14 protein-coding genes and 1 pseudogene are annotated in these 23,853 nt (G+C 71.1%); 7 read left to right on the forward strand and 8 right to left on the reverse strand.

What is annotated here, in order from left to right; translation table 11 throughout:
• Positions 1-229: 229 nt before the first annotated feature.
• On the reverse strand, positions 230-2,497 hold the full coding sequence (yicI, locus tag ACFY8O_RS23685; protein ID WP_387905439.1) for an alpha-xylosidase: 2,268 nt from the start codon (positions 2,495-2,497) through the stop codon (positions 230-232).
• A complete protein-coding gene (locus tag ACFY8O_RS23690; RefSeq protein ID WP_387905442.1) occupies positions 2,494-5,421 on the reverse strand; it encodes a glycoside hydrolase family 3 protein in 2,928 nt (975 codons plus the stop codon). The genes yicI and ACFY8O_RS23690 overlap by 4 nt, the downstream gene beginning before the upstream one ends.
• Before the next feature lie 411 nt (positions 5,422-5,832).
• Here ACFY8O_RS23690 and ACFY8O_RS23695 point away from each other — a divergent pair, with 411 nt between their 5' ends.
• The 7 genes from ACFY8O_RS23695 to ACFY8O_RS23725 are packed head-to-tail and all read left to right on the forward strand — an operon-like array spanning position 5,833 to position 16,708.
• Positions 5,833-7,503, forward strand: coding sequence for an extracellular solute-binding protein (locus ACFY8O_RS23695; protein ID WP_387905444.1), 1,671 nt, complete (start codon positions 5,833-5,835; stop codon positions 7,501-7,503).
• Between the two features lies 1 nt (position 7,504).
• Complete coding sequence (locus ACFY8O_RS23700) at positions 7,505-8,524, forward strand: ABC transporter permease (RefSeq protein ID WP_387905445.1); 1,020 nt, start codon at positions 7,505-7,507, stop codon at positions 8,522-8,524.
• 26 nt (positions 8,525-8,550) lie between these two features.
• The gene (locus tag ACFY8O_RS23705; RefSeq protein ID WP_145811917.1) at positions 8,551-9,465 is read left to right on the forward strand and encodes a carbohydrate ABC transporter permease; all 915 of its coding nucleotides are present in this window, start codon (positions 8,551-8,553) and stop codon (positions 9,463-9,465) included.
• Between the two features lie 55 nt (positions 9,466-9,520).
• Positions 9,521-11,758, forward strand: coding sequence for a 1,4-beta-glucanase (locus ACFY8O_RS23710; protein WP_387905447.1), 2,238 nt, complete (start codon positions 9,521-9,523; stop codon positions 11,756-11,758).
• A gap of 15 nt (positions 11,759-11,773) precedes the next feature.
• Positions 11,774-13,750: a beta-galactosidase gene (locus ACFY8O_RS23715; RefSeq protein ID WP_387905449.1), complete on the forward strand. Its 1,977-nt coding sequence runs from the start codon at positions 11,774-11,776 to the stop codon at positions 13,748-13,750.
• Positions 13,747-15,966, forward strand: a complete 2,220-nt coding sequence (locus ACFY8O_RS23720) for a glycosyl hydrolase family 95 catalytic domain-containing protein (protein ID WP_387905452.1) — start codon at positions 13,747-13,749, stop codon at positions 15,964-15,966. The genes ACFY8O_RS23715 and ACFY8O_RS23720 overlap by 4 nt, the downstream gene beginning before the upstream one ends.
• Positions 15,967-16,000: 34 nt before the next feature.
• A complete protein-coding gene (locus ACFY8O_RS23725) occupies positions 16,001-16,708 on the forward strand; it encodes a glycoside hydrolase family 12 protein (RefSeq protein WP_387905455.1) in 708 nt (235 codons plus the stop codon).
• A gap of 42 nt (positions 16,709-16,750) precedes the next feature.
• Here the strand turns inward: ACFY8O_RS23725 and ACFY8O_RS23730 are convergent, their stop codons facing one another.
• The 6 genes and pseudogenes from ACFY8O_RS23730 to ACFY8O_RS23755 form a co-directional block, all read right to left on the reverse strand.
• A complete protein-coding gene (locus ACFY8O_RS23730; protein WP_145811870.1) occupies positions 16,751-17,758 on the reverse strand; it encodes a LacI family DNA-binding transcriptional regulator in 1,008 nt (335 codons plus the stop codon).
• A 187-nt stretch (positions 17,759-17,945) separates the two neighbouring features.
• Positions 17,946-18,920 (reverse strand): annotated as a pseudogene (locus ACFY8O_RS23735) (pectinesterase family protein); the annotation flags it as partial.
• Positions 18,921-19,181: 261 nt separating this feature from the next.
• Complete coding sequence (locus ACFY8O_RS23740; RefSeq protein ID WP_387905458.1) at positions 19,182-19,976, reverse strand: ATP-grasp domain-containing protein; 795 nt, start codon at positions 19,974-19,976, stop codon at positions 19,182-19,184.
• 100 nt (positions 19,977-20,076) lie between these two features.
• The gene (locus ACFY8O_RS23745; RefSeq protein ID WP_387905460.1) at positions 20,077-21,531 is read right to left on the reverse strand and encodes a family 43 glycosylhydrolase; all 1,455 of its coding nucleotides are present in this window, start codon (positions 21,529-21,531) and stop codon (positions 20,077-20,079) included.
• Positions 21,513-22,484 (reverse strand): arabinan endo-1,5-alpha-L-arabinosidase, encoded by a 972-nt coding sequence (locus tag ACFY8O_RS23750; RefSeq protein ID WP_145811867.1) that lies wholly within the window; start codon positions 22,482-22,484, stop codon positions 21,513-21,515. The genes ACFY8O_RS23745 and ACFY8O_RS23750 overlap by 19 nt, the downstream gene beginning before the upstream one ends.
• A gap of 176 nt (positions 22,485-22,660) precedes the next feature.
• Positions 22,661-23,848, reverse strand: a complete 1,188-nt coding sequence (locus ACFY8O_RS23755; protein WP_387906083.1) for a cytochrome P450 family protein — start codon at positions 23,846-23,848, stop codon at positions 22,661-22,663.
• Positions 23,849-23,853 lie beyond the last annotated feature (5 nt).

Consider the following 23,853-nt stretch of genomic DNA (forward strand, 5'->3'; position numbering starts at 1 on the left):
GAGAACGGACGGCAGGACCGGAGCGAGGCCCGCCGGAAGGACGGCAGGGCATCGGGTGAGCGCAGGACGGCACGAGGGATCCCGGGCCACCGGGACCCTGCGGCGTGACGGCACGGAGCACCTCGGGAGCCCGCGTACCCGAGGCCCGGGGCGCCGTTGCCCGGCGGACAGCAGGCCGCCGTCCGCCCCGGGCGGGGCGGACGGCGGGCTGTCCGTGCGGCGCGGGGACTCAGGCGACGGTGACCGTTCCGGTCCCCTCCCCCGCCGCGCCGGTCTCCTCGACACTCACCCGGAACGGCCGGCCGGTGCCCTCGGCCGTGACCCGCACGCCGGAGCCCTCCCGGGCGACGCGGAAGCCGGCCGCGACCGCGCCGGTCAGGTCCGGCACGGTGACGAGCCTCTCCTCCTCGGGGGCACCGAAGACACGCAGCGTGAGGCCCTCCAGCCAGTCCCCGTCCGGGCGCTGGTCGTCGGCGCCCCAGGGCAGGACGGCTCCGTCCCTGACCAGCAGGGGCAGGCTGTCGAAGCCGTGCGTCTCGTGCCGCCACACGGGGCCGGTGACGCGCTCGCCGCTGAGCAGCGAGGTCCACGTGCCCTCGGGGACGTAGTACTCGACCTCCCCGTCCTCCGTGAAGACCGGCGCGACCAGCAGGTCCGGGCCGAGCATGTACTGCCGGTCCAGGGTGCGGGTGGCGGGGTCGCCGGGGAACTCCGCCAGCATCGGCCGCATCATCGGCACGCCCGTGCGGTGTGCCTCGGCGGCCACCCCGTAGAGGTAGGGCATGAGCCGGTGCTTGAGCAGGGTGAACTGCCGGGCCACGTCGACGGCCTCGTCGCCGAACTCCCACGGGACCCGGTAGGAGACGTTGCCGTGCAGCCGGCTGTGCGAGGAGAGCAGGCCGAAGGCGAGCCAGCGCTTGAAGACCGCCGGGTCGGGGGTCCCCTCGAAGCCGCCGATGTCATGGCTCCAGAAGCCGAAGCCCGACAGGCTCAGCGACAGCCCGCCCCGCAGGGACTCCGCCATCGCGGTGAACGAGGCGAAGCAGTCGCCGCCCCAGTGCACCGGGTACTGCTGGCCCCCGGCGGTGGCCGACCGGGCGAAGAGGACGGCCTCGCCCGCGCCGCGCTCCTTCTCCAGCAGCTCGAAGACGGTGCGGTTGTAGATCTGCGCGTAGTAGTTGTGCATCCGCTCGGGGTCGGAGCCGTCGTGCCAGACCACGTCCGTGGGGATGCGCTCACCGAAGTCCGTCTTGAAGCAGTCGACCCCCTGGTCCAGCAGGGCCCGCAGCTTGCCGTCGTACCAGGCGCGCGCCGCGGGGTTGGTGAAGTCGACCAGCGCCATGCCCGGCTGCCACAGGTCCCACTGCCAGATGTCACCGTTGGGCCGCCGCACCAGGTAGCCCTGTTCGGCACCCTCCGCGAACAGGGCCGACTTCTGGGCGATGTACGGGTTGATCCACATGCTGATGCGCAGCCCGCGTGCCTTCAGGCGCGCCAGCATGCCCTCCGGATCGGGGAAGACGTCCGGGTCCCAGAGGAAGTCCGACCACTGGTACTCGCGCATCCAGAAGCAGTCGAAGTGGAAGACGCTGAGCGGGATGCCCCGCTCGGCCATGCCGTCGACGAAGGAGGTGACCGTCTCCTCGTCGTACGACGTGCAGAAGGAGGTGGTCAGCCAGAGTCCGAACGACCAGGCGGGCGGCAGCGCGGGGCGGCCGGTGAGGGCCGTGTAGCGGGCCAGCACGTCCTTCGGCGTCGGGCCGGCCACGACGTAGTACTCCAGCGACTGGTCCTCGACGCTGAACTGCACCTGGCCGACGGACTCCGAGCCCACCTCGAAGGAGACCCTGCCCGGGTGGTTGACGAAGACTCCGTAACCGCGCGAGGACAGGTAGAACGGGATGTTCTTGTAGGCCAGTTCGCTGCTGGTGCCGCCGTCCGCCTGCCAGATGTCCACCGTCTGGCCGTTCTTGACGAACGGGGTGAAGCGCTCGCCGAGGCCGTAGACGTTCTCCCCCACGTCCAGGGCGAGTTGGGCGATCATGTGGTGGGTCCCGTCGGGCGCGGTCGCGAAGGCCGTCCCCTTGGGGTCCACCCCGGTCAGACGCCGCCCGGAGGCGTCGCTGAAGGTGATGCCCCACGGCCCGTCCCCGTCCATGCGCAGGGTCAGCGGGCCGCTGGAGAGCTCCGTGACGGCACCCTCCCTGCGGGTGCGGGCCGCGGGCGCGGACGCGTCGCCCGGCAGGAGCGTGAAGTCCGGTCCGCGCCGGGCCTTCCCCGCGTGGTGCGTGGTCCGCACGCCGATGACGCCCTCGGCGGGCGAGAAGCACTCGACCGTGATGAGCGGGGTGTTCAGCGTGTCTCCGCGTGCGGCGACCCGCTTGACCGCCGCGTACGCGGTGAAGCGGTCGGGCTCGACGCGCACGTCCCGGATCTCGGTCGCGTAGGAGGCGCGCACGCCCTCACGCATGAGCCAGAAGCCGTCGGTGAACTTCATGCGGTCTCCTTCGCGGGGACGACGTCGATGCGGGCGAGGCGCACGGTTCCTTCCATGCGGACCCTCAGCTCCCGCACACCCTGGAGCGTGAGAGGAGTGGTGAGCGTGCGGTAGGCGTACGGTCCGCCCTCGCCCTCGGCCTGGAGCTGAACGCTCTGCCCGTCCGCCGTGACGGAGAGGGAACCCGCGCCCGCGAGGGTGAAGGCCAGGCCGGCCACGCCCGCACCGAAGTCGCATGCCCCGAAGCCGACTTCACCGGGCCGGTCCGCGGAGGCGGGGGTGACGGAGTCCCCCTCGGTCTTCGCGCGGTCCACGATCTCGGTGTCCCGCTGCCAGTCGTAGTCGGCGGCCTCCAGCCCTCGCGTGAGCACCGGGCGCGGGCCGGAGGCCTCGCCGTCGACGGTCACCGTGGCGGTGAGCCTGATGTCCTCGCTGGAGGCTCCCGCGAGGATCTCGTACGCACCCGGCTCGACGGTCCAGCGGCCGTGCGCCACGCTCCAGTGCCCCAGCTCCGCCACCGGAACGGCGAATTCGACGCGCTCGGCCGCACCGGGAGCCAGGTGCAGGCGGCGGTGGCCGACCAGCTTGCGCCGCGGCAGGTCCACGGCGCCGCCCGGTCCCTCCGTCCGGCCCGCGCCGGCGGGCGCGGCCTGCGAGGGGGCCGCCCCACGGACGTAGAGCTGGGCCACCTCGTCCGCCGCGATCGTCCCGTCGTTGGTGACGGTCAGTGCCACCCGCAGCAGCTCGCCCTCGACCTCGGCCTCCGGTGCGGAGTAGGAGAAACCGGCGTATCCCAGTCCGTGCCCGAACGGGAAGAGCGGGGTGCCCTCGAAGTAGAGGTACGTCTGCCGCGAGCCGATGATGTCGTAGTCGAGCAGGCCCGGCAGATCGTCGTCACCCGCGTACCAGGTCTGCGGGAGCCTTCCCCCGGGGGAGACGTCGCCCGCGAGCACCCGCGCGAGCGCGGTGCCCGCCGCCTGGCCGCCGTGCGCGGTCCAGAGCAGGGCGGGGAGTGCCTGGGCCGCGTCGGTGACCGCGTACGGGTAGGCGGAGGTCAGCACGAGGACCGTACGCGAGTTGGCGGCCCGGGCGGCGCGCCACAGCCGGTCCTGCTGGGCGGGGAGTGCGAGGGTCGTGCGGTCCTCGGTCTCGCGGCCGTTGATGTGGGGGTCGTTGCCGGCGACGACGATCACGGTGTCGGCCGCCGCGGCGACCCGTGCCACGGCGTCCGCGCCGTGCTCGACCGTCTCGCTCACGAAGACGGTGGCGCCCTCCCGCCCGATCTTCTCGCCGGAGACGGCAACCTTCGCGCCGTCGGCGGCGACAGACACGTATCCACCGGTCCCGATGTGCAGAAGGCGGTGTCCGCCGTCGTGTCCCTCCACCGCCTCCAGGCGGAACGTCTCCTGGACGACCCAGCCGCCCGGCTCGTCCGCGGACGCCCTGACGAATCCGTCGTCTGCGACCGAGAGGTACAGCCCCTCGTCGGTGCGCAGGGTCAGGACGCCGTCCCCCCAGTCGACGAGGGCCAGTTCGGCCGGCTCGTCGCCGCAGGTCAGCGGGGGCAGGTCGGTGCGCCCCGCGAGGAGTGCCGGGTCGAGGGCACCTTCCGCGCCCCGGGCCTCCCCGTTCGGCGCGCCCTCCGCGCGGGGCACGGTCAGCCAGCCGCCGGAGCACCTCAGCCTGATCCGGTCCACTCCTTCGGTGAACAGGACGTTCTCGGCGCCGTAACGCTCGCGGATGCCGTCGAGCGGCGTCGAGCGGTGCATGAGGGTGCCGCTGTACCAGTCGAGCTTGCAGGCGTCCGCGAGAAGCCCGACGACCGCCACCGTGCGGCCCTCCTCCGGCGCGAGGGGCAGCAGACCCTCGTTCTTGAGCAGGACGACGGCCTGCTCGGCGGCCTCCAGGGCCAGCGCGCGGTGCTCCTCGGTGTCCAGGCCGCCGGTCCGGGCGTACGGGTCGAGCTCCGGATCGAACTCGCCCAGCGCGAAGCGCATCGCGAGCAGCCGGCGGACCGCCGTGTCGATGTCCTTCTCGTCGAGGAGCCCCTCGGCGAGCGCGTCGCGGATGCGGCCGGTCATGACCGAGGAGTCCGTGCCGTGGTCGGTGAAGCTGTCCACGCCGGCCTTGAGGGCCGCGGCGGTGGCCTCGGCGTGCGTGTCGAAGTAGTGCTCGGAGTCGACCAGGTTGGACGGCGCGCCCGCGTCCGAGCAGACGACGAGCGGCTGGTCGGTCCAGCTCCGCAGGTGCTGCTCCAGGAGCGGGGACACGTGGTTGGGACGGCCGTTGACCAGGTTGTACGCCGGCATGACGCCGGCCACGGCCCCGGCCTCGACGGCTCCGCGGAAGGCCCGCAGGTCGTACTCGTGCAGGACCCGCGGGCGCACCGAGGAGGACGCGGTGTCGCGGTCGGTCTCGTTGTTGTGGGCCAGCCAGTGCTTGAGCACGGGGGCGGTGCGCCAGTAGCGGGGGTCGTCACCGCGCAGTCCACGGGTGTAGGCCACGGCGATCGCGGAGGTCAGGGCGGGGTCCTCGGAGTACCCCTCCTCGCCCCGGCCCCACAGGGGGTGACGCAGCAGGTTCACCGTCGGCGCCCAGACGTTGAGCCCGACGCGGTCGTCCTGGGCGCGCTTGGCCCGCACCTCGTCGCCGACGGCCTCGCCGATCCGGCGGACCAGGTCGTCGTTCCAGGTGGCGCCGAGACCGACGGCCTGCGGGAAGACGGTGGCGGGCCCCATCCAGGCGACGCCGTGGAGGGCCTCCTGTCCGGTGCGGAACGGGCCGAGCCCCAGCCGCTCCACCGCCGGGGCGAACTGATGCAGCATCACGATCCGCTCGTCGAGCGTGAGCCGTCCGAGCAGATCGTCGGTGCGCCGGGCGAAGGACAGCTGCGGGTCGCGGAAGGGAAGCGGATGGTCCGTCACGTGCGGGTCCCCTTGGAGAGGTGGGAGGTTTTCAGGGCGTCGGACGACGAAAGTTCTGTCGACGCGAGGAGAAGATCTTTCGAAGCGCTTCGATGCTCTGCGGCCAACCCCGCAGGTGTCAAGGGTGCTACTGCCTCAAAGAGGCACTTCCGGGTACATCGGCGCCACATCACGCCGGGAAACGGTTCGGAAACAGGTCGGAGGAATATCGAAACGAACTCTTGTGTGGCCGAGACCCTTCACTTAACCTCGCTGCAACATCGAAGCGCTTCGACGAGGCAGCCCGTTGACCGCTTCAGCTCAGCCGGTGAAGTGCCGCCGGCTCGGCCGGTAACGCCCCCTACCTCAGACACAGGGACGAACGGCAGTCGCCGCCGCGGACGTCCTGTTGCACCACGAAGGGTTGACGCAATGACGCCGAACTCCCCCTCCGCTCCCAGCCGGAGGAGATTCCTCGCCTCCACCGCGGTCGCCGCCGCGGCCGTGGGCGGCGGGATGCCGCTCCTCGCCGCGTGCGGCGGTTCGGGTGGCTCGAAGAACGAGGGCACGACCACGGGCAAGAAGCTGAAGGACATCCTTCCGACCTACGTGCCCTCCAAGGCGGTCACCCCGGACATCCCGAGCAAGAACGGCTCGGCGGTCGGCTTCACGACCGCGCTCCCGGCCGACCAGCTCGCGGTCTCGGTGCCGAAGAAGCTGGGCAAGGGCAGCGAGCTGACGATCATGGCGCCGCTGTGGGGCACCTCGCCGGGCGAGGGCAACCCGTACTGGAAGGCCATGGACGAAGCGGCCGGCGTCAAGGTCAAGTGGCAGAACCAGGACGGCAACGTCTACGGCCAGAAGCTGGGCGCGGTGCTCGCCTCCAGCCAGATCCCCGACGCGGTCGTCGTCCCGGGCTGGGAGCTGGGCGGCAAGATACCGAGCGCCATCGCCAACAAGTTCGCCGACCTCGGTCCCTACCTCTCGGGCGACAAGGTCAAGGCCTACCCGAACCTCGCGGCCATTCCCACCGGCGCCTGGCAGCGCGCGATCTTCGCCGACAAGCTGCGCGGCCTGCCGATGCCCGCGGAGTCCACGCCGAACATCACGCCCTTCTACCGCGCGGACATCTTCGAGGAGAAGGGGTACGAGGTCCCGACCACCACGCAGGAGTTCTACGACCTCTGCAAGGAGATCAACGCCCCCAAGAGCAAGGTGTGGGCGTGCAGCGACATGACGTGGTCGGCGTACGTCTTCTTCGGGGTGCTCCCGGAAAAGCCGTACTACTGGAAGCTCGTCGACGGCAAGCTGGTCAACCGCTACGAGACCCCCGAATACCTCGAGGCCCTGGAGTGGTCGCGGTCGCTGTACTCGGCCGGCTTCGTGCACCCGGACGCCAAGGCCGAGACCGGTGACATGCGCACCACCTTCTCGTCCGGCAACGTGCTCATGTACAACGCGGACATCTCGGACTGGTACGCGGCGACCGCGGTCCAGCGGCTGGACAAGCCGGAGTTCCGGATGGACGCGATGGACTTCTTCGCCGCCGACGGTGGCGCCCCGGTCATCTACGAGGCCTCCCCCTCCAACATCTGGTGCTTCGTCAGCAAGGACGCGGACAAGAAGACGATCGAGGACGTCCTCGCCCTCGCCAACTTCACCGCCGCGCCCTACGGCACCAAGGAGCAGCGCCTGAAGGCCTACGGCCTGGAGGGCACGCACCACACCCTCAAGGACGGCGTCCTCGTCAAGACGGAGCTGGGCAACAACCAGGTCTTCGCCACCTACGAGTACGTGGCCTCCTCCTCCCCCTTCCGCGCCTACCCCGACTTCCCGGACGTCGCCAAGGGCGTCGTCGAGTGGCAGCAGCGGCAGGGCGCGCACCTCAAGAAGCCGCTCTTCCACGGCATGCAGATCCAGGAGCCCACGCGCTACACCGAGCTGAACGCCCAGTTCGAGGACCTGGAGAAGGACATCGTCCGCGGCCGCAAGAAGGTCAGCGACATGCAGCAGCAGGTCTCGGACTGGAAGAGCAAGGGCGGCGACAAGCTTCGCGACTGGTACAAGAAGCTGCTCGACGAGACCGGTGAGTCGGCCTCCTGACATGTCACTCAGCACAGAGGACCGGCGCGCGCAGGATCCAGGGACGCCGCCGGTCCAGAACGGCAAGACCACGCGACGCGGCCAGGCGACCGGGGCCATGCCCCTGCGTCACCGGCTGCGCCGGGACCGCACCCTGCTCCTGATGACCGTGCCGGCGATGCTGTTGCTGCTGGTCTTCGCGTACATCCCCCTGGCCGGCAACATCGTCGCCTTCCAGGACTACGACCCGTACATCGCGGACAACGCTTTCCAGGCGATCGCGCAGAGCCCGTGGGTCGGCTTCGAGTGGTTCCAGCAGATGGTGAACGACCGGCTGTTCTGGTCGGCCCTGCGGAACACGCTGACGATCTTCCTGTTGCAGCTGACGCTGTTTTTCCCGGTGCCGATCCTGCTCGCGCTGTTCATCAACAGCTTCGTGCGGCCCCGGGTCCGGGCGGTGGCGCAGGCGATCCTCTACCTGCCGCACTTCTTCTCCTGGGTCCTGGTCGTCACGGTGTTCCAGCAGATGTTCGGCGGCGCCGGGCTCATCGCCCAGACGCTGCGGGAGCACGGTCACGAGGGCTTCGACCTGATGACCGATCCGGGCCTGTTCAAGTTCCTGATCACCTTCGAGATGATCTGGAAGGACGCCGGCTGGGGTGTCATCGTCTTCCTGGCGGCGCTGGCGTCGGTCAGCCCGGACCTCTACGAGGCGAGCGCCATGGACGGCGCGAACCGCTGGCGCCGGATGTGGCACATCACGCTGCCCGCCCTGCGGCCCGTGGTGGCCCTGCTGCTGGTGCTCCAGGTGGGCAACGCGCTGACCGTCGGCTTCGAGCAGATCCTGCTCCAGCGCACCGCGGTCGGTCCGGGCGCCTCCGAGGTGCTCGACACCTACGTCTGGAACGTCGGCATCACCAACGGCGGGTTCAGCTACGCGGCGGCCGTCGGAATCGTCAAGGGAATCTTCGGTCTGCTGCTGGTCCTCGGGGCCAACAAGGTCGCTCATCTCATGGGTGAGCAGGGGGTGTACAAGAAGTGAGCAGCCTGCTCTCCGGTCTCACCGGAATGGCCGGGGTCAAGCCCGGCACCCGCGGCCGACTGCGACCCGCATGGGAGGAGGAACCGTCGAAGGCGGGGCTCGCCTCCAAGGGCGTGGTCCTGGTCCTGGTCTGCCTCGGCGTCCTCCTCCCCCTCTGGGTGGTGATCGTCACCAGCCTGTCCTCGGTGAAGACCATCACCGAGGCGGGCGGACTGGTGGTGATCCCGCGCGGGATCACCTTCATCGCCTACCAGGAGCTGCTGGGCGGCGGCCAGGTCACCCGGGCCGCGCTGGTCAGCGTCTGTGTGACCGTCGTGGGCACGGCCTTCAGCATGACCGTGTCGATCATGTGCGCCTACGGTCTCTCCCGCACCGGGACCGTGCTGCACCGGCCGCTGCTGATGTTCATGCTGGCCACGATGTTCTTCGGCGCGGGGCTCATCCCCACCTACCTGGTGGTGCAGGGTCTCGGGCTCACCGACACCTACCTGGCCCTGATCCTGCCGAGCGCCCTCAACGTGTTCAACATCCTGGTCCTGCGCGCGTTCTTCATGAGCACCGCGCAGGAGCTCATCGAGAGCGCACGCATCGACGGGGCCGGCGACTTCCGCATCCTGTGGCAGATCGTCATGCCCCTCTCGCGCGCGGTCATCGCGGTGATCACGCTCTTCTACGCGGTCGGTTACTGGAGCGCCTGGTTCAACGCCTCCATCTACCTGACCGATCCGGACATGCTGCCGCTGCAGAACGTGATGAACCAGCTCATCCTCAAGCAGGAGCGTCCCACCGGCCTGACCCAGGTCATCAACACCGGTCACCTGTCGCTGCTGGCCGTCCAGATGGCCGTCATGGTCCTGGCGCTGCTGCCCGTGGCGATCCTGTCTCCCTTCGTGCAGAAGCACTTCAAGGAAGGCATGCTCACCGGCGCCGTCAAGGGCTGATCCACCTCGCACGTGCCCCGTAGTCACCGTCCACTCCCTCCGGAGGGTCCTCGTCATGCGCGCTACGTCCGTCCCGCAGCCCGAATCCGGCCCGCATCCCCGGCGCCGTACCGTCCTGGCCGGTGCGGCGGTGGTCGCGGCCTCGGCCACGGTGCTGCCCGCGGCGGGAGGGGCCTCGGCCACTCCGAAGAACCGCACGACGCAGCCGCACCGCTGGCGCACCGCGGCGATCGGCGGGACGGGCTTCGTGACGGGCCTGATGTTCCACCCCGCGGTCGAGGGCCTGGCCTACGCCAGGACGGACATCGGCGGGGCCTACCGCTGGGACGGCCGGAGCTCCCTCTGGACGGCTCTCACCGACCACATCGGCTGGGACGACTGGAACCTGCTGGGCGTCGAGGCGATGGCCGTCGACCCGGCGCACCCGGACCGGCTGTACCTGGCGCTCGGGACGTACGCGCAGGCGTGGGCGTCGCCGGGCGCGGTCCTCAGGTCCGACGACCGGGGCGCGAGCTGGAAGCGTACGGATCTCACCGTGCGCCTCGGGGCCAACGAGGACGGCCGGGGCTGCGGCGAGCGGCTCCTGGTCGACCCCCGTGACAGCGAGACGCTCTGGCTCGGCACCCGTCACGACGGACTGCTGCGCTCCACGGACCGGGGCGCCACCTGGGCCCAGGACACCTCCTTCCCGGCGACCGCGTCGGCGAGCGGCCAGGGGGTCACCCTGCTGGTGGCCGCGGGCCGTACGGTGTACGCGGGCTGGGGCGACGGCGGCGCGAACCTCTACCGCCGCGACGCCTCGGGCGGCTGGGAGGAGGTTCCCGGACGGCCCGCCTCCGGCGCATCGACGAAGGTGCCGGTCCGCGCGGCGTACGACGCGGGGGGACGTGCCCTGTACGTGAGTTACGCGGACGGGCCGGGACCGAACAACCAGTCCGACGGCTCGGTCCACCGTCTCGACACCGTGACGGGTCTCTGGACCGACGTGACCCCGGCGGCCCCGGGCCCCGGCGACGCGTTCGGCTACGGCGGAGTGGCCGTGGACGTCTCACGCCCCGGCACGGTCGTGGTCTCGACGAACAACCGCTGGGGGCCGGTGGACACCCTGTTCCGTTCGACGGACGGCGGGGAGAGCTGGACCTCGCTCAAGGACACGGCGGTCCTGGACGTCTCGGAGACCCCATACCTGAAGTGGGGCGGTGAGCCCAAGTTCGGCTGGTGGATCCAGGCCCTGGCCGTGGACCCGCACGACGCGCGGCACATCGTGTACGGCACCGGCGCCACCGTCTTCGGCACGCGTGACCTGGTGCACTGGGCGCCGGAGATCCGGGGTCTGGAGGAGTCGTCCGTACGCCAGCTGATCGCACCACCGTCCGGGGCGCGGCTGCTCAGCGGTCTGGGGGACATCGGGGTCATGTACCACGACTCGCTGACCGCCTCCCCCTCGCGGGGGATGGCGTCGAACCCGGTGTTCGGCACGGCGACCGGACTCGCCCTGGCCACGCGTGAGCCGTCGTACGTCGTGCGTACCGGCTGGCCCTCGGGCTCGGACTCCGCGGGCGCCTACTCGCGCGACGGCGGGGCGAGCTGGCAGCCGTTCGCCTCGCAGCCGGCGATGGCGTCCTCGGCCCCCGGGCCGGTCGCGGTCTCGGCCGACGGGGCGACGCTCCTGTGGTCCTTCATCCACTGGGACGGGACCAAGTACCCCGCGCACCGGTCCACGGACGGCGGCGCGACCTGGGCCGAGGTGGCCACCTTCCCCAAGGGCGGGACGCCGGTCGCCGACCCCCTCGATCCCACCCGCTTCTACGTGTACGACACGGACACCGGGACGGTCTTCCGCTCCACCGACAAGGGCGCGACCTTCGTCGAGGGAGCGGCCGGGCTGCCCTCCGGGGACGCGCAGTTCCGCATCGCGGCGGCGCCCGGACGCACCGGGGACCTGTGGCTGTCCGCCAAGGACAACGGCCTGCTGCGCTCCGTGGACGGCGGTCGCACGTTCGCACCGGTGCCCGGCTGCCAGGCCTCGCACGCCCTGGGCTTCGGGAAGGCGGCTCCGGGGAAGGGCCGGGCGGGCTATCCGGCCGTCTTCCAGACCGGGCGTGTCTCCGCGACGTACGACGGGGTGGCCGTGCTGCGCTCCGACGACGCGGGCGCCACCTGGGTCCGCATCAACGACGACTCCCACCAGTGGGGGTGGACCGGTGAGGTCATCACCGGTGACCCCCGCGTCCACGGCCGTGTCTATCTGGGCACGAACGGCCGTGGCATCCAGTACGCAGACCCGAAGTAGAGGAACGAGACGTCCATGCCGTCCCTGCACGACGCCACCCGTGGCCGCGTCCTCTTCGGAGGCGACTACAACCCCGAGCAGTGGCCCGAGGAGGTGTGGGCCGACGACGTACGCCTGATGAAGGAGGCCGGCGTCACCTCCGTCACCCTCGGGGTCTTCTCCTGGGCGATGATCGAACCACGCCCGGGAGCAAGGGAGTTCGGCTGGCTGGACCGGCTCATGGACCTGATGCACGCGGGCGGCATCGGGGTCGTGCTGGCGACCCCGACCTCCTCCCCGCCGCCGTGGATGGGAGCCCTGCACCCGGAGACGCTGCCGCGTACGGAGGAGGGCACGGTCGTCACCTACGGTTCGCGGCAGCACTTCTGCCCGAGCTCTCCGGTCTACCGCCGCTACGCCGCCGCTCTCACCGAGGATCTCGCGGCGCGGTACGCGGACCACCCGGCCCTGACCATGTGGCACATCAACAACGAGTACTGCACGCACTGCTGGTGCGACGGGACGGCGGACCACTTCCGCCGCTGGCTGGCCGCCCGCCACCGCACGGTGGCGGCGCTCAACGAGGCCTGGGGCACGGCCTTCTGGAGTCAGCGCTACGACACGTGGTCGGAGATCCTGCCGCCGCGCCGCGTCCAGTACCTGCGCAACCCCGCGCACGAGCTGGACTTCAAGCGGTTCACCTCGGACGCGCTGCTGGAGTGCTACACCGCCGAGCGGGACATCGTCGCCCGGCACACCCCGCACATCCCGGTCACGACCAACTTCATGCCGCTGTGGGAGGGTCAGGACGCCTGGGCCTGGGCGGAGCACGAGGACGTCGTCTCCGTCGACGTCTACCCGGACCCGAAGGACCCGCGGGGCGGGCAGTACAACGCGATGCTCGCCGACATGACCCGCTCGCAGGCGTGCGGGCCGTGGATGGTGATGGAGCAGGCAGCCGGCTCGGTCAACTGGCGCGAGGTCAACCACCCCAAGCCCGCCGGGCTCAACCGGCTCTGGTCGCTCCAGGCGGTGGCCAGGGGCGCGGACGCCGTCTGCTACTTCCAGTGGCGTCAGTCCCGGCAGGGGTCCGAGAAGTTCCACTCCGCCATGCTGAGCCACGCCGGCGAACACGGCCGTACGTTCGCCGAGGTCAAGCGCATCGGCGCCGAACTGGCCCTGATCGGCGCCGAGGTGAGCGGCAAGGAGGTGACCGCCGAGGTCGCCGTGCTCCACGACTGGGACGCCTGGTGGGGCGCCGCACAACAGGACCGCCCGTCCTCGCTCGTCGCGTACACGGAGCTGGTGCAGGCCTGGCACGCAGCGCTGTGGGAGGGAGGGATCGCCACCGGATTCGCCCGGCCCGAGGCGGATCTGAGCGGCTACCGCATGGTTCTCGTGCCGCAGCTCTACCTCCTGAGCGACGCGGCGATCGACAATCTGGTCGCCTACGCGCGGGGCGGCGGGACCCTCGTGTGCGGGTTCTTCACCGGCGTCGCGGACCCGGACGGCCGGGTCAGGCCGGGGGGCATGGACAGCCGGCTGCGTGCGCTCTTCGGCATCCGTACGGTGCACGAGTGGTGGCCCCTGGAGGCGGGCGCCACGGTGGAGTGCGACGGGCTGCGCGGCACCCTGTGGTCGGAGGAGCTGGAGCCCGACGGCTCGGCGGAGACGGTGAGCGCCTACCGGGGCGGCGAGCTGGACGGGCTCCCCGCGGTGCTCCGCAAGGGCACCGCGACGTATCTCTCCACCCTCCCCGAGCCCGGTGCCCTGCGCGATCTGCTCGGCCGCAGGGCCGCCGAGGCCGGCGTGCGCCCCGTGGTGGAGGGCCTGCCCACCGGGGTGGAGGCCGTACGGCGCGGTGAGCTGCTCTTCCTGCTGAACCACGGCCGCTCCCCCGCCGGGGTGAAACTGCCCGGGCGCAGGCTCGACCTGCTCACGGGCACCGAGACGGACGGCGGCGTGGAGCTGGGCCGCTTCGGCGTGGCGGTCCTCAGAGACGTGCCGGCATGATCGACGGAACCTGGGAGCCCTGCCCCGCCACCCGCTGGGAGGACGCCTTCCTCAGCGGCAACGGCCGTCACGGGGCCATGGTGCACGGAGATCCCGGGGACGACCGGGTGATCGTGAACCACCACAGCCTCGTGCGGCCCAACGGCAGCGAGGCCCTCGCGCCACCCGAGCTCGCCGACGGACTCGGCCCCCTCCAGGACGCGCTCCTGTCCGGGGACACCACGGCGGCCGAGAGCTTCGGAGGAGGCCGCCCGCTGGTGTGGGTACAGCCCTTCCACCCGGCGTTCCTCACCCGGGTCCGCCGTGGCCGTGGGCTGCACGAGGCGGTCGCCGGATACCGGCGCGAGGTCGACTTCACCACGGGCGAGGTGACGGCCTCCTACGAGGCGTGGCGCAGCGGCGTGTTCGTGTCGCGGGCGGACGACGTGGTCGTGCAGCACGTCACCGACCCCGGACTGACCGCCGACGTCACCCTGGACCACACGCTGCCCGGCGCTCCGGCGCAGCTGGCCGTCGGCCGCTCCACGGTCCTGACCCCGGACGGGGCGCGCCTGGCCCTGCGGGTGGGGTACCCCGGGAGCCGGCTCGGCTACACGGGCGTCACCCTGGCCCGGGTCGACGGCGGCCGGGTCACCGTGTCGGGGGAGGGCATCCGGATCGAAGGGGCGCGCAGCCTCACGCTGACGACCCGGGTCGTCAGGGGGGCGGACCGCCCCGACCCCGGGGAGCTGTGGGCCGCCCTGCCGGGTGAGGACTACGCCACCCTGCTGGACCGGCATCGCCCACTGCACCGGGCGGCCTACGGGCGTGCCTCCCTCACGCTGCGGGACGCCGCGCCGGAGCGTGAGCTCTGCGGCAGTGAGCTGCTGCGCACCCCGCGGAGCCCCGCCCTGCTGGAACGGCTCTTCGCGGCGGGCCGCTACCACCTGCTGTCCTCGTCGGGGATGCTTCCGCCCAGGCTGACGGGTCTGTGGACCGGCGACTGGGACACCGCCTGGTCCGGGGCGTTCACCACCAACGCCAATCTCAACCTCCAGATCGCCTCGGCCGCGCCGGCGGCGCTCCCGGAGGTGACCGACGCCCACGCCGCTCTGGTGCGGAAGCAGTGGGCGGACTGGCGGGACAACGCCCGGGCGCTCTTCGGGGCCCGCGGTGTCGTCGCCCCGTCCCACACGGACGGGGAGTCGGGTCACACCCGGCACTTCCAGCGCGCCTATCCGCTGCATCTGTGGACGGCGGGGGCGGACTGGCTGCTGCACCCCCTCCTGGAGCAGGCCGAGGTGACGACGGGCGCCCCTGACGCGGCGCTGACCGGCGCGCTCGTCGACGTGGCCCTGTTCTACGAGGACTTCCTCAGCCGGGAGGATCCGGACGGGCGGGTGGCGGTCGTCCCCTCGTACTCCCCCGAGAACCGGCCCGCCAACGCGAGCTGGGTGACGGTGAACGCCACGATGGACATCGCCGCGGCCCGTCACGCCCTGACGACGGCGGCCGAGCACGCTCCCGGCCACCCGTCCGCGGATCACTGGAGGGCGCTGGCCGCGCGGCTTCCGGACTACCTGGTGAACGAGGACGGGGCGCTCGCCGAGTGGGCCTGGCCGGGCCTGCGCGAGACCTACGACCACCGCCACCTCAGCCATCTGTACCCGGTCTGGCCGCTGGACTCGATCAATCCGTACGACACCCCGGAGCTGTCCGCCGCCGCGCACCGCGCACTGGAACTGCGCGGCTCCGAGAACGACTCGGCCCACGGTCATCTGCACCACGCGCTGATCGCGGCCCGGCTGCGGGACCCGTCCCGGGTGTCGGCGGCGCTGGACGCGGTGCTGGGCGGTGACTTCTTCCACGACTCCCTGATGAGCGCGCACTACCCCTCGCGCGACGTCTACAACGCGGACGCGGCCCACACCCTGCCCGCCGCCGTCATCGAGTCGCTCGTCCAGTCGGCACCGGGCCGCCTGGTGCTGCTGCCCGCGGTCCCCGCCGCGTACCCGGCCGGTGAACTGCGGGGCATACGCACGCGGTTCGGCGCGCACCTGGACCTCAGCTGGTCCGAGGACGGCGCGACCGCCGTGCTGCGCCCCACCCGCGACGCACGCGTCGATCTGCGTACGGGCGACGGCTTCGCCCTCACCGAGACCCTCGCCGGACACCTCCCGGCTCCGCTGGAGCTGACGGCCGGCGTGGACCGCGTCCTCACCCTGGGGGCGCGGTAGCACTCCTCCATCCCCACATGGAAGGAACCACCTCATGGCACGAACCACCCTGACCAGGCTGCTCCTGGCGCCGACGGCGGCCGTGGCCGCCCTCATCGGCTTCGCGGCGGCACCGGCCCACGCCGCGATCTGGACCTCGTCCGAACAGTGGGGCAACTACACCACGTCCGACGGCTACATCCTCTACAACAACATCTGGGGCTCGGGGGCGGGCACCCAGTCCATCTGGGCCAACTCGTCCAGCAACTGGGGTGTGACGGCGAACCACCCGAACACCGGGGGCATCAAGTCGTACCCCAACGCCAAGAAGATCGTCAACAAGCCGATCACCTCGCTCTCGTCGCTGACCAGCACCTACAACGTGAGCGTCCCGTCGTCCGGCGCGTACAACACGTCGTACGACATCTGGGACACGGACTACGACTACGAGGTGATGCTCTGGGTCAACTACAACGGAGCCGTGGGCCCCCTGGGCACCTCGCAGGGGAACGTCACGCTCGGCGGGCACACCTGGGCCGTCTACAAGGGCAGCAACGGCGCCAACGAGGTCTTCTCGTTCCTGCGGACCTCGGACTCGTCCTCCGGCACCGTGAACATCCTGCCGATCCTGAAGTGGATCAAGGACACCAAGGGCTGGTGGGGCGACGAGACCATCGGTGACGTCCAGTTCGGCTACGAGATCACCTCGTCCTCCGGCGGCCTGAACTTCACGACCAACACGTTCAAGGTCTCCTCCAGCTGATCCGCGCGGGCCGGGGGGACACCCCCGGCCCGTTCCGGCCCCTCAGGCGGGGGCGGGACCGGTGCTCGCACGCACCGTGAGGACCGGCTCCAGCAGGTCCACCTCGTCCGTGCCCCGGCCGGCGAGCTTCGCGACGACCTGTTCCACCGCGCGGCGGCCCATCTCCTGTGCCGGGATGGCGACGGACGTGAGCCGCACCGACGCCTGGGTGGCCACCTGGTCGGGGCAGATGGCGACGACGGACACGTCCTCCGGTACGGCGCGCCCCTGCTGCTGGAGGAGGTTGAGCAGCGGCTCCACGGCGGCCTCGTTCTGGACGATGAACCCGGTCGTGCCCGGCCGCTCGTCGAAGATCCGGGCCAGGGTGCCGGCCATGGCCGCGTACCCTCCCTCGCACGGCCGGTGCAGGATCCGCGTCCCGGTGTCCTGGGCCTTGGCGCGTATGCCGTCCACCGTCCGCTCGGCGAAGCCGGTGTGGCGCTCGTAGACGGCGGCGGCCTCCCCGATGACGGCGACCTCCCGGTGTCCGAGGCCGGAGAGGTGGTCCACGCACAGCGCGCCGGTGGCCTCGAAGTCGAGGTCCACACAGGTCAGCCCCGAGGTGTCGGCGGGGAGCCCGATGAGGGCCGCGGTCCGCCCCGAGTCGCGGAGCAACGGGAGCCGCTCGTCATGCAGTTCGACGTCCATCAGGATGATCGCGTCGGCCAGCGAGCTCCCCGCGATCCGCCGAACGGCCGCCGGGCCCTCCTCGCCGGTGAGCAGGAGGACGTCGTAGCCGTGGGTGCGGGCGCTCGTGGCGACGGCGATGGCGATCTCCATCATCACGGGCACGTACATGTCGGTGCGCAGCGGCACCATCAGGGCGATGATGTTGGTCCTGCTGCTGGCGAGGGCGCGCGCTCCCGCGTTGGGGTGGTAGCCGAGCTGCTGGATACTGTTCTCCACCCGCTCCCGGGTGGAGGCGGAGATCGACCGCTTCCCGCTGAGGACATAGCTCACCGTGCTTGCCGAGACTCCGGCATGCTGGGCGACCTCGGCAAGCGTGACCATGGTGCTTCTCCCCTACAGATGATGACCGCAAGGGAGAACGGGTGAAGCGCTTCGACAGCGCCTTGCGCTGCTCCCTTTCGCACTCTGACATGCACAGACACCGTGGAGCCTAGACTCGCTCACAGGGACTGTCCAGAGTGGGAGTCGAAGCGCTTCGACCACGCCTTCTGCCTCTGCACACGGTGACTCAGGTCGCCGAGGGTGTCCAGCCCGCCAGCCAGTCGGCGATCTCCTGCTGCGCGGCCTGGGAGTCGGAGAGCTGCGGCCGGTCGCTGCTCGCCGCACCGGCCCCCGGCCCGGTGTTCCTGTACTCGGCGAAGCGGTCGTCCTTCCAGGAGAAGCCGCTCATGTCCGTCCAGGGGGCGGGCCTGACCGCCGCGCCGAGTGTGGTGTTACGGAAGGTGGCCATCGGGTCGAGCGTGGCGTCCCCTCCCGCGTGCCACGGGCGGCCGAGGTGGAAGGACGAGGCCGAGACGTCGCCGTTCACGGTGGAGTTGATGACGAGGAAGCCCTTGCGGTCGGCTGCCGTGCTGGGGGCCGTGATGTAACCGGCGGAGCTGCCGTCCCACCGCTTCTTCAGTGTGATGACCGACTTGTCGATCACGGCGGTGGCGCGTCCGAAGATGAAGTCGACGTTGCCGACGACGTAGGAGTTGGTCATGTGGACGCGGCCGAGGGTCGTCTTGGACGCGGTGTCGAGCAGCAGGGTGTCCTGGTCGCCGCTGACGATCACGGAGTCGAGGAAGACCTTGTCCGCCGCCGTCCGCAGGGCCACGGCCTGGTGGCCGCTCAGGCTCTGGTTGGCGCCCTCGTCGAAGTCGTTGGAGATCGTGAGGTTACGGGCCTGGAATCCGTCGGCCTCGGCCGCGACCGTCGCACTGCCGCTGGTCCCGTACGTGCCCGAGCCGTCGGGCTTGCGGGTGCCGGCGGCATTGCCGTACACGATGACGGTGTCCTTGCGGCTGGACCCGCTGCCCTGGAGCGTGACGTTCTGCTTGGTGGAGGGGATCTTCACCAGCTCGCGGTAGGTCCCCGGCTTGATGGAAACGACGGTCCGCGTGGTGTTGCCCGCGGGGATCGCGTTCACCGCGGCCTGCACCGAGGTGTACTGCCCGCTGCCGTCCTTGGCGACGGTGAGCGTGGTGGCCGCCGCCGCTCCGGAGGCCGCCCCGAACGCCTGGAGGGTGGCGACCGCCACGACCGCCGCGGCCCCCGCCGTCAGCGCTCTGCGCGGTCCGGTGCGGGGCTCCGTGCGTCGTCGATTCGCTGCCATGGCCTTGTCCGTTCGGTCGGGAGGGGAAGAGGTGGGGGTTCCTGCCCGTAGTCGCCGCCGCTGCCCGAAAGGTTGCCGGTCCCGTGCTCCGAAGCCGTGCCCGGTACCGCGGTCACCGGGCACGGCCGCCACGGGCGCCCGGGCACCGTCTCACCGCCGCCGGAAACCCGCGTCCCGTTCCCCGACCAGGGCCCGGGGGCCCGCCGCGCGGAGCACCACGTCCAGGGCGCGTGCGGGGTCGCCGGCGTAGAGGTTGCTGAACCAGGCCATGTTGGCCTCGACCACCGCCCACCGCGCGTCCCCCGGGCCGTCGCCCCCGCGCATCAGGCCGACGTCGAGCACCACCCCGCTCGGCAGGGAGTCCGCGCAGGCCTCGGTGAGACCGGCGGCGAACGCGCGCACGGCGGTCTCGTCCGGATGGCCAGGAAACGGCGCCACGTCCAGCCGGCCGAATGCGGCGTACTGCGAGCCGGTGCGTATCTCCCCGTCCAGCAGGTGGAGCCGGAACTCCCTGACCCAGGTGACCACTTCGCTGATCTGGACGAGCGGGTCGTCCTGCGACCCGGCGGGGAGCCCCGGGCGCTCGCCGTCCGCGTACACGGCGGCCGGGAAGCTCTTGTCGGTGGGCGGCTTCACGAAGAGCGGGCCCGGTACCCGCCGGACCTCACTGAGCGGTACGCACCGGACACGGCGGCCCGTGAAGGCGTACGGCAGACCGTCGAGCCAGCGGCCGGCCGGCTCCAGGAGGGCGATCCCGAGGCCGCCGAGAGCCGAGTCGGCGAAGAGCGGGCCGCCGTAGTAGTGCGCCCGGGTGCCCGGCGGCGGACCGGCGCGGTGCCCGTCGCGCGGCAGGACGGTGACGTCCATGCCGCGCGCACGCGCCGCCCCCGCGAGCAGGGTGGTCGTGGTGGAGCGGTGCGGGGCGAGGGCGAGGAGGTCTGCCATGCCGCCGCAGCTTACGGGCGCGGACCCGTGAGCTGCGGCGGACCGGGCAGGCCGTGCGGCCTGCCGAGGCCGGCCGGAGCCCCGGCAGGCCGGGGCGTCCTCAGCTGACCGGTGTCAGCTTCCACTGCTGGCAGGTGTTGTTCAGCCAGGTCCACTGCCGTACGTCCGCGCCGTCGGCCGCCGAGCAGTTCGCCACGTCGGCGACCTTTCCGGTGGCCTGGTTGACGATGCGCACCCAGCCGCCCGCCTCGGTCGTCACGAAGCGGAAGCGCTGGCAGGTGTTGTCGAGCCACGACCACTGCCGCAGGTCGGCGCCGTCGGCCGCGGAACAGTCCGCCGTGTCGAGCACCTTGCCCGTCGCGGCGTTCACCAGACGGCTCGTGTCGTCCCCCCTGTCCTCGACGCGCCACCGTTGCCGCGTCGAGCCGTCGCACGTCCACTGCTGCACGTTCGCCCCGTCGGCGGTCGAGGCACCACTCACGTCCAGGCACTTCCCGGTGGCCCGGCTGACCAGGGTGTAGGCGGTCGGGGTGGCCGCCGTCTCGCCGGAGGGCCCCGCCCTCGTCGAACCGAGCGCGACGGGTGTGCCGAGGTTCGGGGTGCCGTCCGAGTTCCAGCCGAACTTCTGCGCCCGCGCCGTGCGCCCGTTGTCACAGCCGTCGGAGGCGGAGTCGTTGGCGTGGTAGACGATCCAGCTCTCGGTGCCGTCGGGCGAGTTGAAGAATCCGTTGTGACCGGGCCCGTAGACCCCGGCGCCGTCGTTCCGCTGGAAGACCGGGGTCGGCTTCTTCGTCCAGGAGGAGGCGGAGAGCGGGTTGGAGCCGGTCAGGGTGAGCTGGCCGAGTGTGTAGTCGGGTGTCCAGCAGCCGCTCGCGGAGTAGATGATGAACGTCTTCCCGCCCCGCTGGAGCGCTTCGGCGCCCTCGTTGACCGTGCCGCCCGACTTCTCCCAGTCGTAGGTGGGGGACGAGATGGTCGAGAAGGACCCGCTGAGCGTGTACGGGTTCGACATCGGCGCGATCACGAGATTCTGCGTCCCACCGCCGCTCGCGCTCCCCAGCAGGTACAGCGAGCCGTTGAGCGTGAGGACGCTGGGGTCGAGCATCCAGGTGCCGCCGAGCTGGTTCCTGTACGTGTAGGGCCCCATCGGGTCGGACCCGGCGCTCTGCAGCACGTGCACACGTTGGGTGGGGTTGTAGTCGGTGATGTTCTGCCCGGCCACGTAGTACAGGTACCAGCGACCACCCGAGTAGTGCAGTTCTGGCGCCCAGATGTTGCAGCAGCGCGAGGCGGCGTCGCCCTGCCACACCTGCACGCTCGGCGCGGTGGCGAGCCCCGCCAGCGTGGGCGACTTCCGCATGGTGATGACGTCGGTCCAACTCGTCGACACCAGGTAGTAGTTGCCGTCGTGGTACGAGATCCAGGGGTCGGCGCCCTTCTGCGCCTTGACCGGGTTGGTGTACGGACGTCCCTCGGCGGCCGACGCCGAGGTCGGCTGCCCCAGGGCGAACGCCAGCAGCAGGGCGCTCAGCAGGGTCAGTAGGCGACGGGCCATCCGCTGCTCCAGTTCAGAAGGTTGACGCCGAGCTTCGGGGTGCCGTTGTCCTGGCCGTCGTAGTAGTGGTAGACGAGCAGGTCGCCGTCGGAGTCCGCCAGGATCGACTGTCCGCCGGGGCCGATGTAGCGTCCGTGCGACTCCATGACGGGCGTACCGCCGTTGCTGAGCATGCTGACGCCGTTCTTGTCCTTGTAGGGACCGGTGACGGCGGTCGCCCTGCCCACCTTGATCTTGTACGTCGAGCTGGTGCCCGCGCAGCAGGTGTCGTACGAGGCGAACAGGTAGTAGTAGCCGTTGCGCTTGACGATGGAGGGCGCCTCGACCGCCTTGGTGCCGGTGGGACGGGAGGCGAGCGAGCGCCGGGCGGTGTCCCCGGAGTACTGCTTGCCCGTCGACGGGTCGATCCGGATCATCTTGATCCCGGTCCACCAGGAGCCGAAGGACAGCCACCACTTCCCGTCGTCGTCCACGAACAGGTTGGGGTCGATGGCGTTGTAGTCGCTCGACGCGTTCGAGGTGTAGACGATGCCGTAGTCGCTCCAGCTTCCGGCCTGCCCGGTGGTGGAGGCCGCGAGACCGATGGCCGACGTGTTCGAGCCGAAGGACGAGACGGCGTAGTACATCAGGTACTTGCCGCCCCGGTACGAGATGTCAGGGGCCCAGGGGTCGGACGCCGAGGAGTAGTTCTTCCACCAGCTCGGCTTGGTGGTGAAGGCGTTGCCGGAGCGGCCGAAGGCGGTGCGGTCGGTGGAGGTGCGCAGCTGGAGGCCTTCACCGGTCGAGTAGAGCAGGTACTGGCCCGACGTACTGCGGACCATGCTGGGGTCGTGGACGACGATGTCGCCGTTGACGACGCCCGGGTTGGGGTAGGCCGAGGCGCTGCCCGGCACGAGGGCCAGCAGGAACGCGGCGGGGAGTACGGCGAGGGTTCGCCTCAGAGTGCGGCTCACGAGGGACCTCCTTGGGGGGGGGTCGGGGACCGGGGTGCACCTCGCAGTCGCCGCCGGGCCCGCGTGGGTTGCCGCGCGCGAGCCGATTTCACCGAGAATCCGGACGACGTTCGGCATCCCGGACAGACGGACCGGTCCGGGGTGGCGGGACGCCCTCCCGGACCGCCCCGGGCCGCTCAGCCGTGCAGCAGCACGGGGAACGCCTCCATGTCGTTCTGCGTCATCACCGGCAGCTTGCGGATCTCGTCGTCCTCGATCGCGAGCTTCAGCCGGGGGAAGCGGCCGAAGAGCGCGGGCAGCGCGATCCCGGCCTCGACACGGGACAGCGCGGCGCCGGGGCAGATGTGCGGTCCGTGGCCGAAGGTCATGTGCCGTATCGGTGTGGGCCGGGTGATGTCGAAGGCCCCGGCGTCGTCCCCGTGGTGCGCGGTGTCCCGGCCGATGGCCCGGTAGGAGATCACCACGCCCTCCCCCTCCGCTATCACCTGGTCGCCGACCTGGATGTCCTCGGTGGCGAACCGCATGAGGAGGTGGGTGGTGGGAGTGTCCCAGCGCAGCGTCTCCTCGATGACCGTCTCCCAGGGGATCTCCCCGTCCAGCACCAGCCGCAGCTGGTCCGGGTGGGCGAGGAGCGCGCGGACGGCGTTGAGGATGAGCCCGATCGTGGTCTCGTGGCCCGCAGCCACCATCGCCTTGAGGTTGCCGACGACCTCCTCCTCCGTGAGGGGCTCCCCGCCCTCCTCGGCGAGGATCAGACCGCTGGTGAGGTCGTCGGTGGGGTGCGCGGTCTTCTCCCGGACCAGTTCGGCGTAGAAGACGTCGAGCTCCGCCAGGAGCGCGAGCCGGTCCTCCTGCGGGGTGAGCATGGAGAAGAACGCCTTGTACTGCCGGGTCAGCATCGGGTGGAGTGCCTCGTCCACCCCCATCAGCAGTCCGACCACCTTCATCGGCAGCGGCTGGGCGAACACGGCCTTGAGATCGACGACCCCGTCCCTGCCCTGTTCGGCCAGCGCGTCCAGCAGCTCGTCGGTGAACTTCTCGATGTCCGGCCGGATCGCCTCCAGACGGCGCGGGGTGAGGGCCTGGGAGGTCTTCGTCCGCAGCCGCCGGTGCTCCTCGCCGTCCACGGTGAACATCGAACGGCCCGCGTCGATCATGCCGATCAGCGGCCAGGCGTGGGTGACCTCCCCGCTCCGCCAGAGCCCCCACGCGTCCAGGTCCTTCACCAGACGCGGGTCGACGAGCAGCCGGCGGGCCTCGGCGTGCCGGGTGACGGTCCAGGCGGGGACCCCGAGCAGTTCGAGCTGGGCGAGCGGGACGGAGGTGCGCAGCTTCTCGGTCTCACCGTCGAGGTCCTGGACCATGGGGT

The sequence above is a fragment of the Streptomyces argenteolus genome, from assembly GCF_042902585.1.
Lineage (GTDB): Bacteria > Actinomycetota > Actinomycetes > Streptomycetales > Streptomycetaceae > Streptomyces > Streptomyces argenteolus.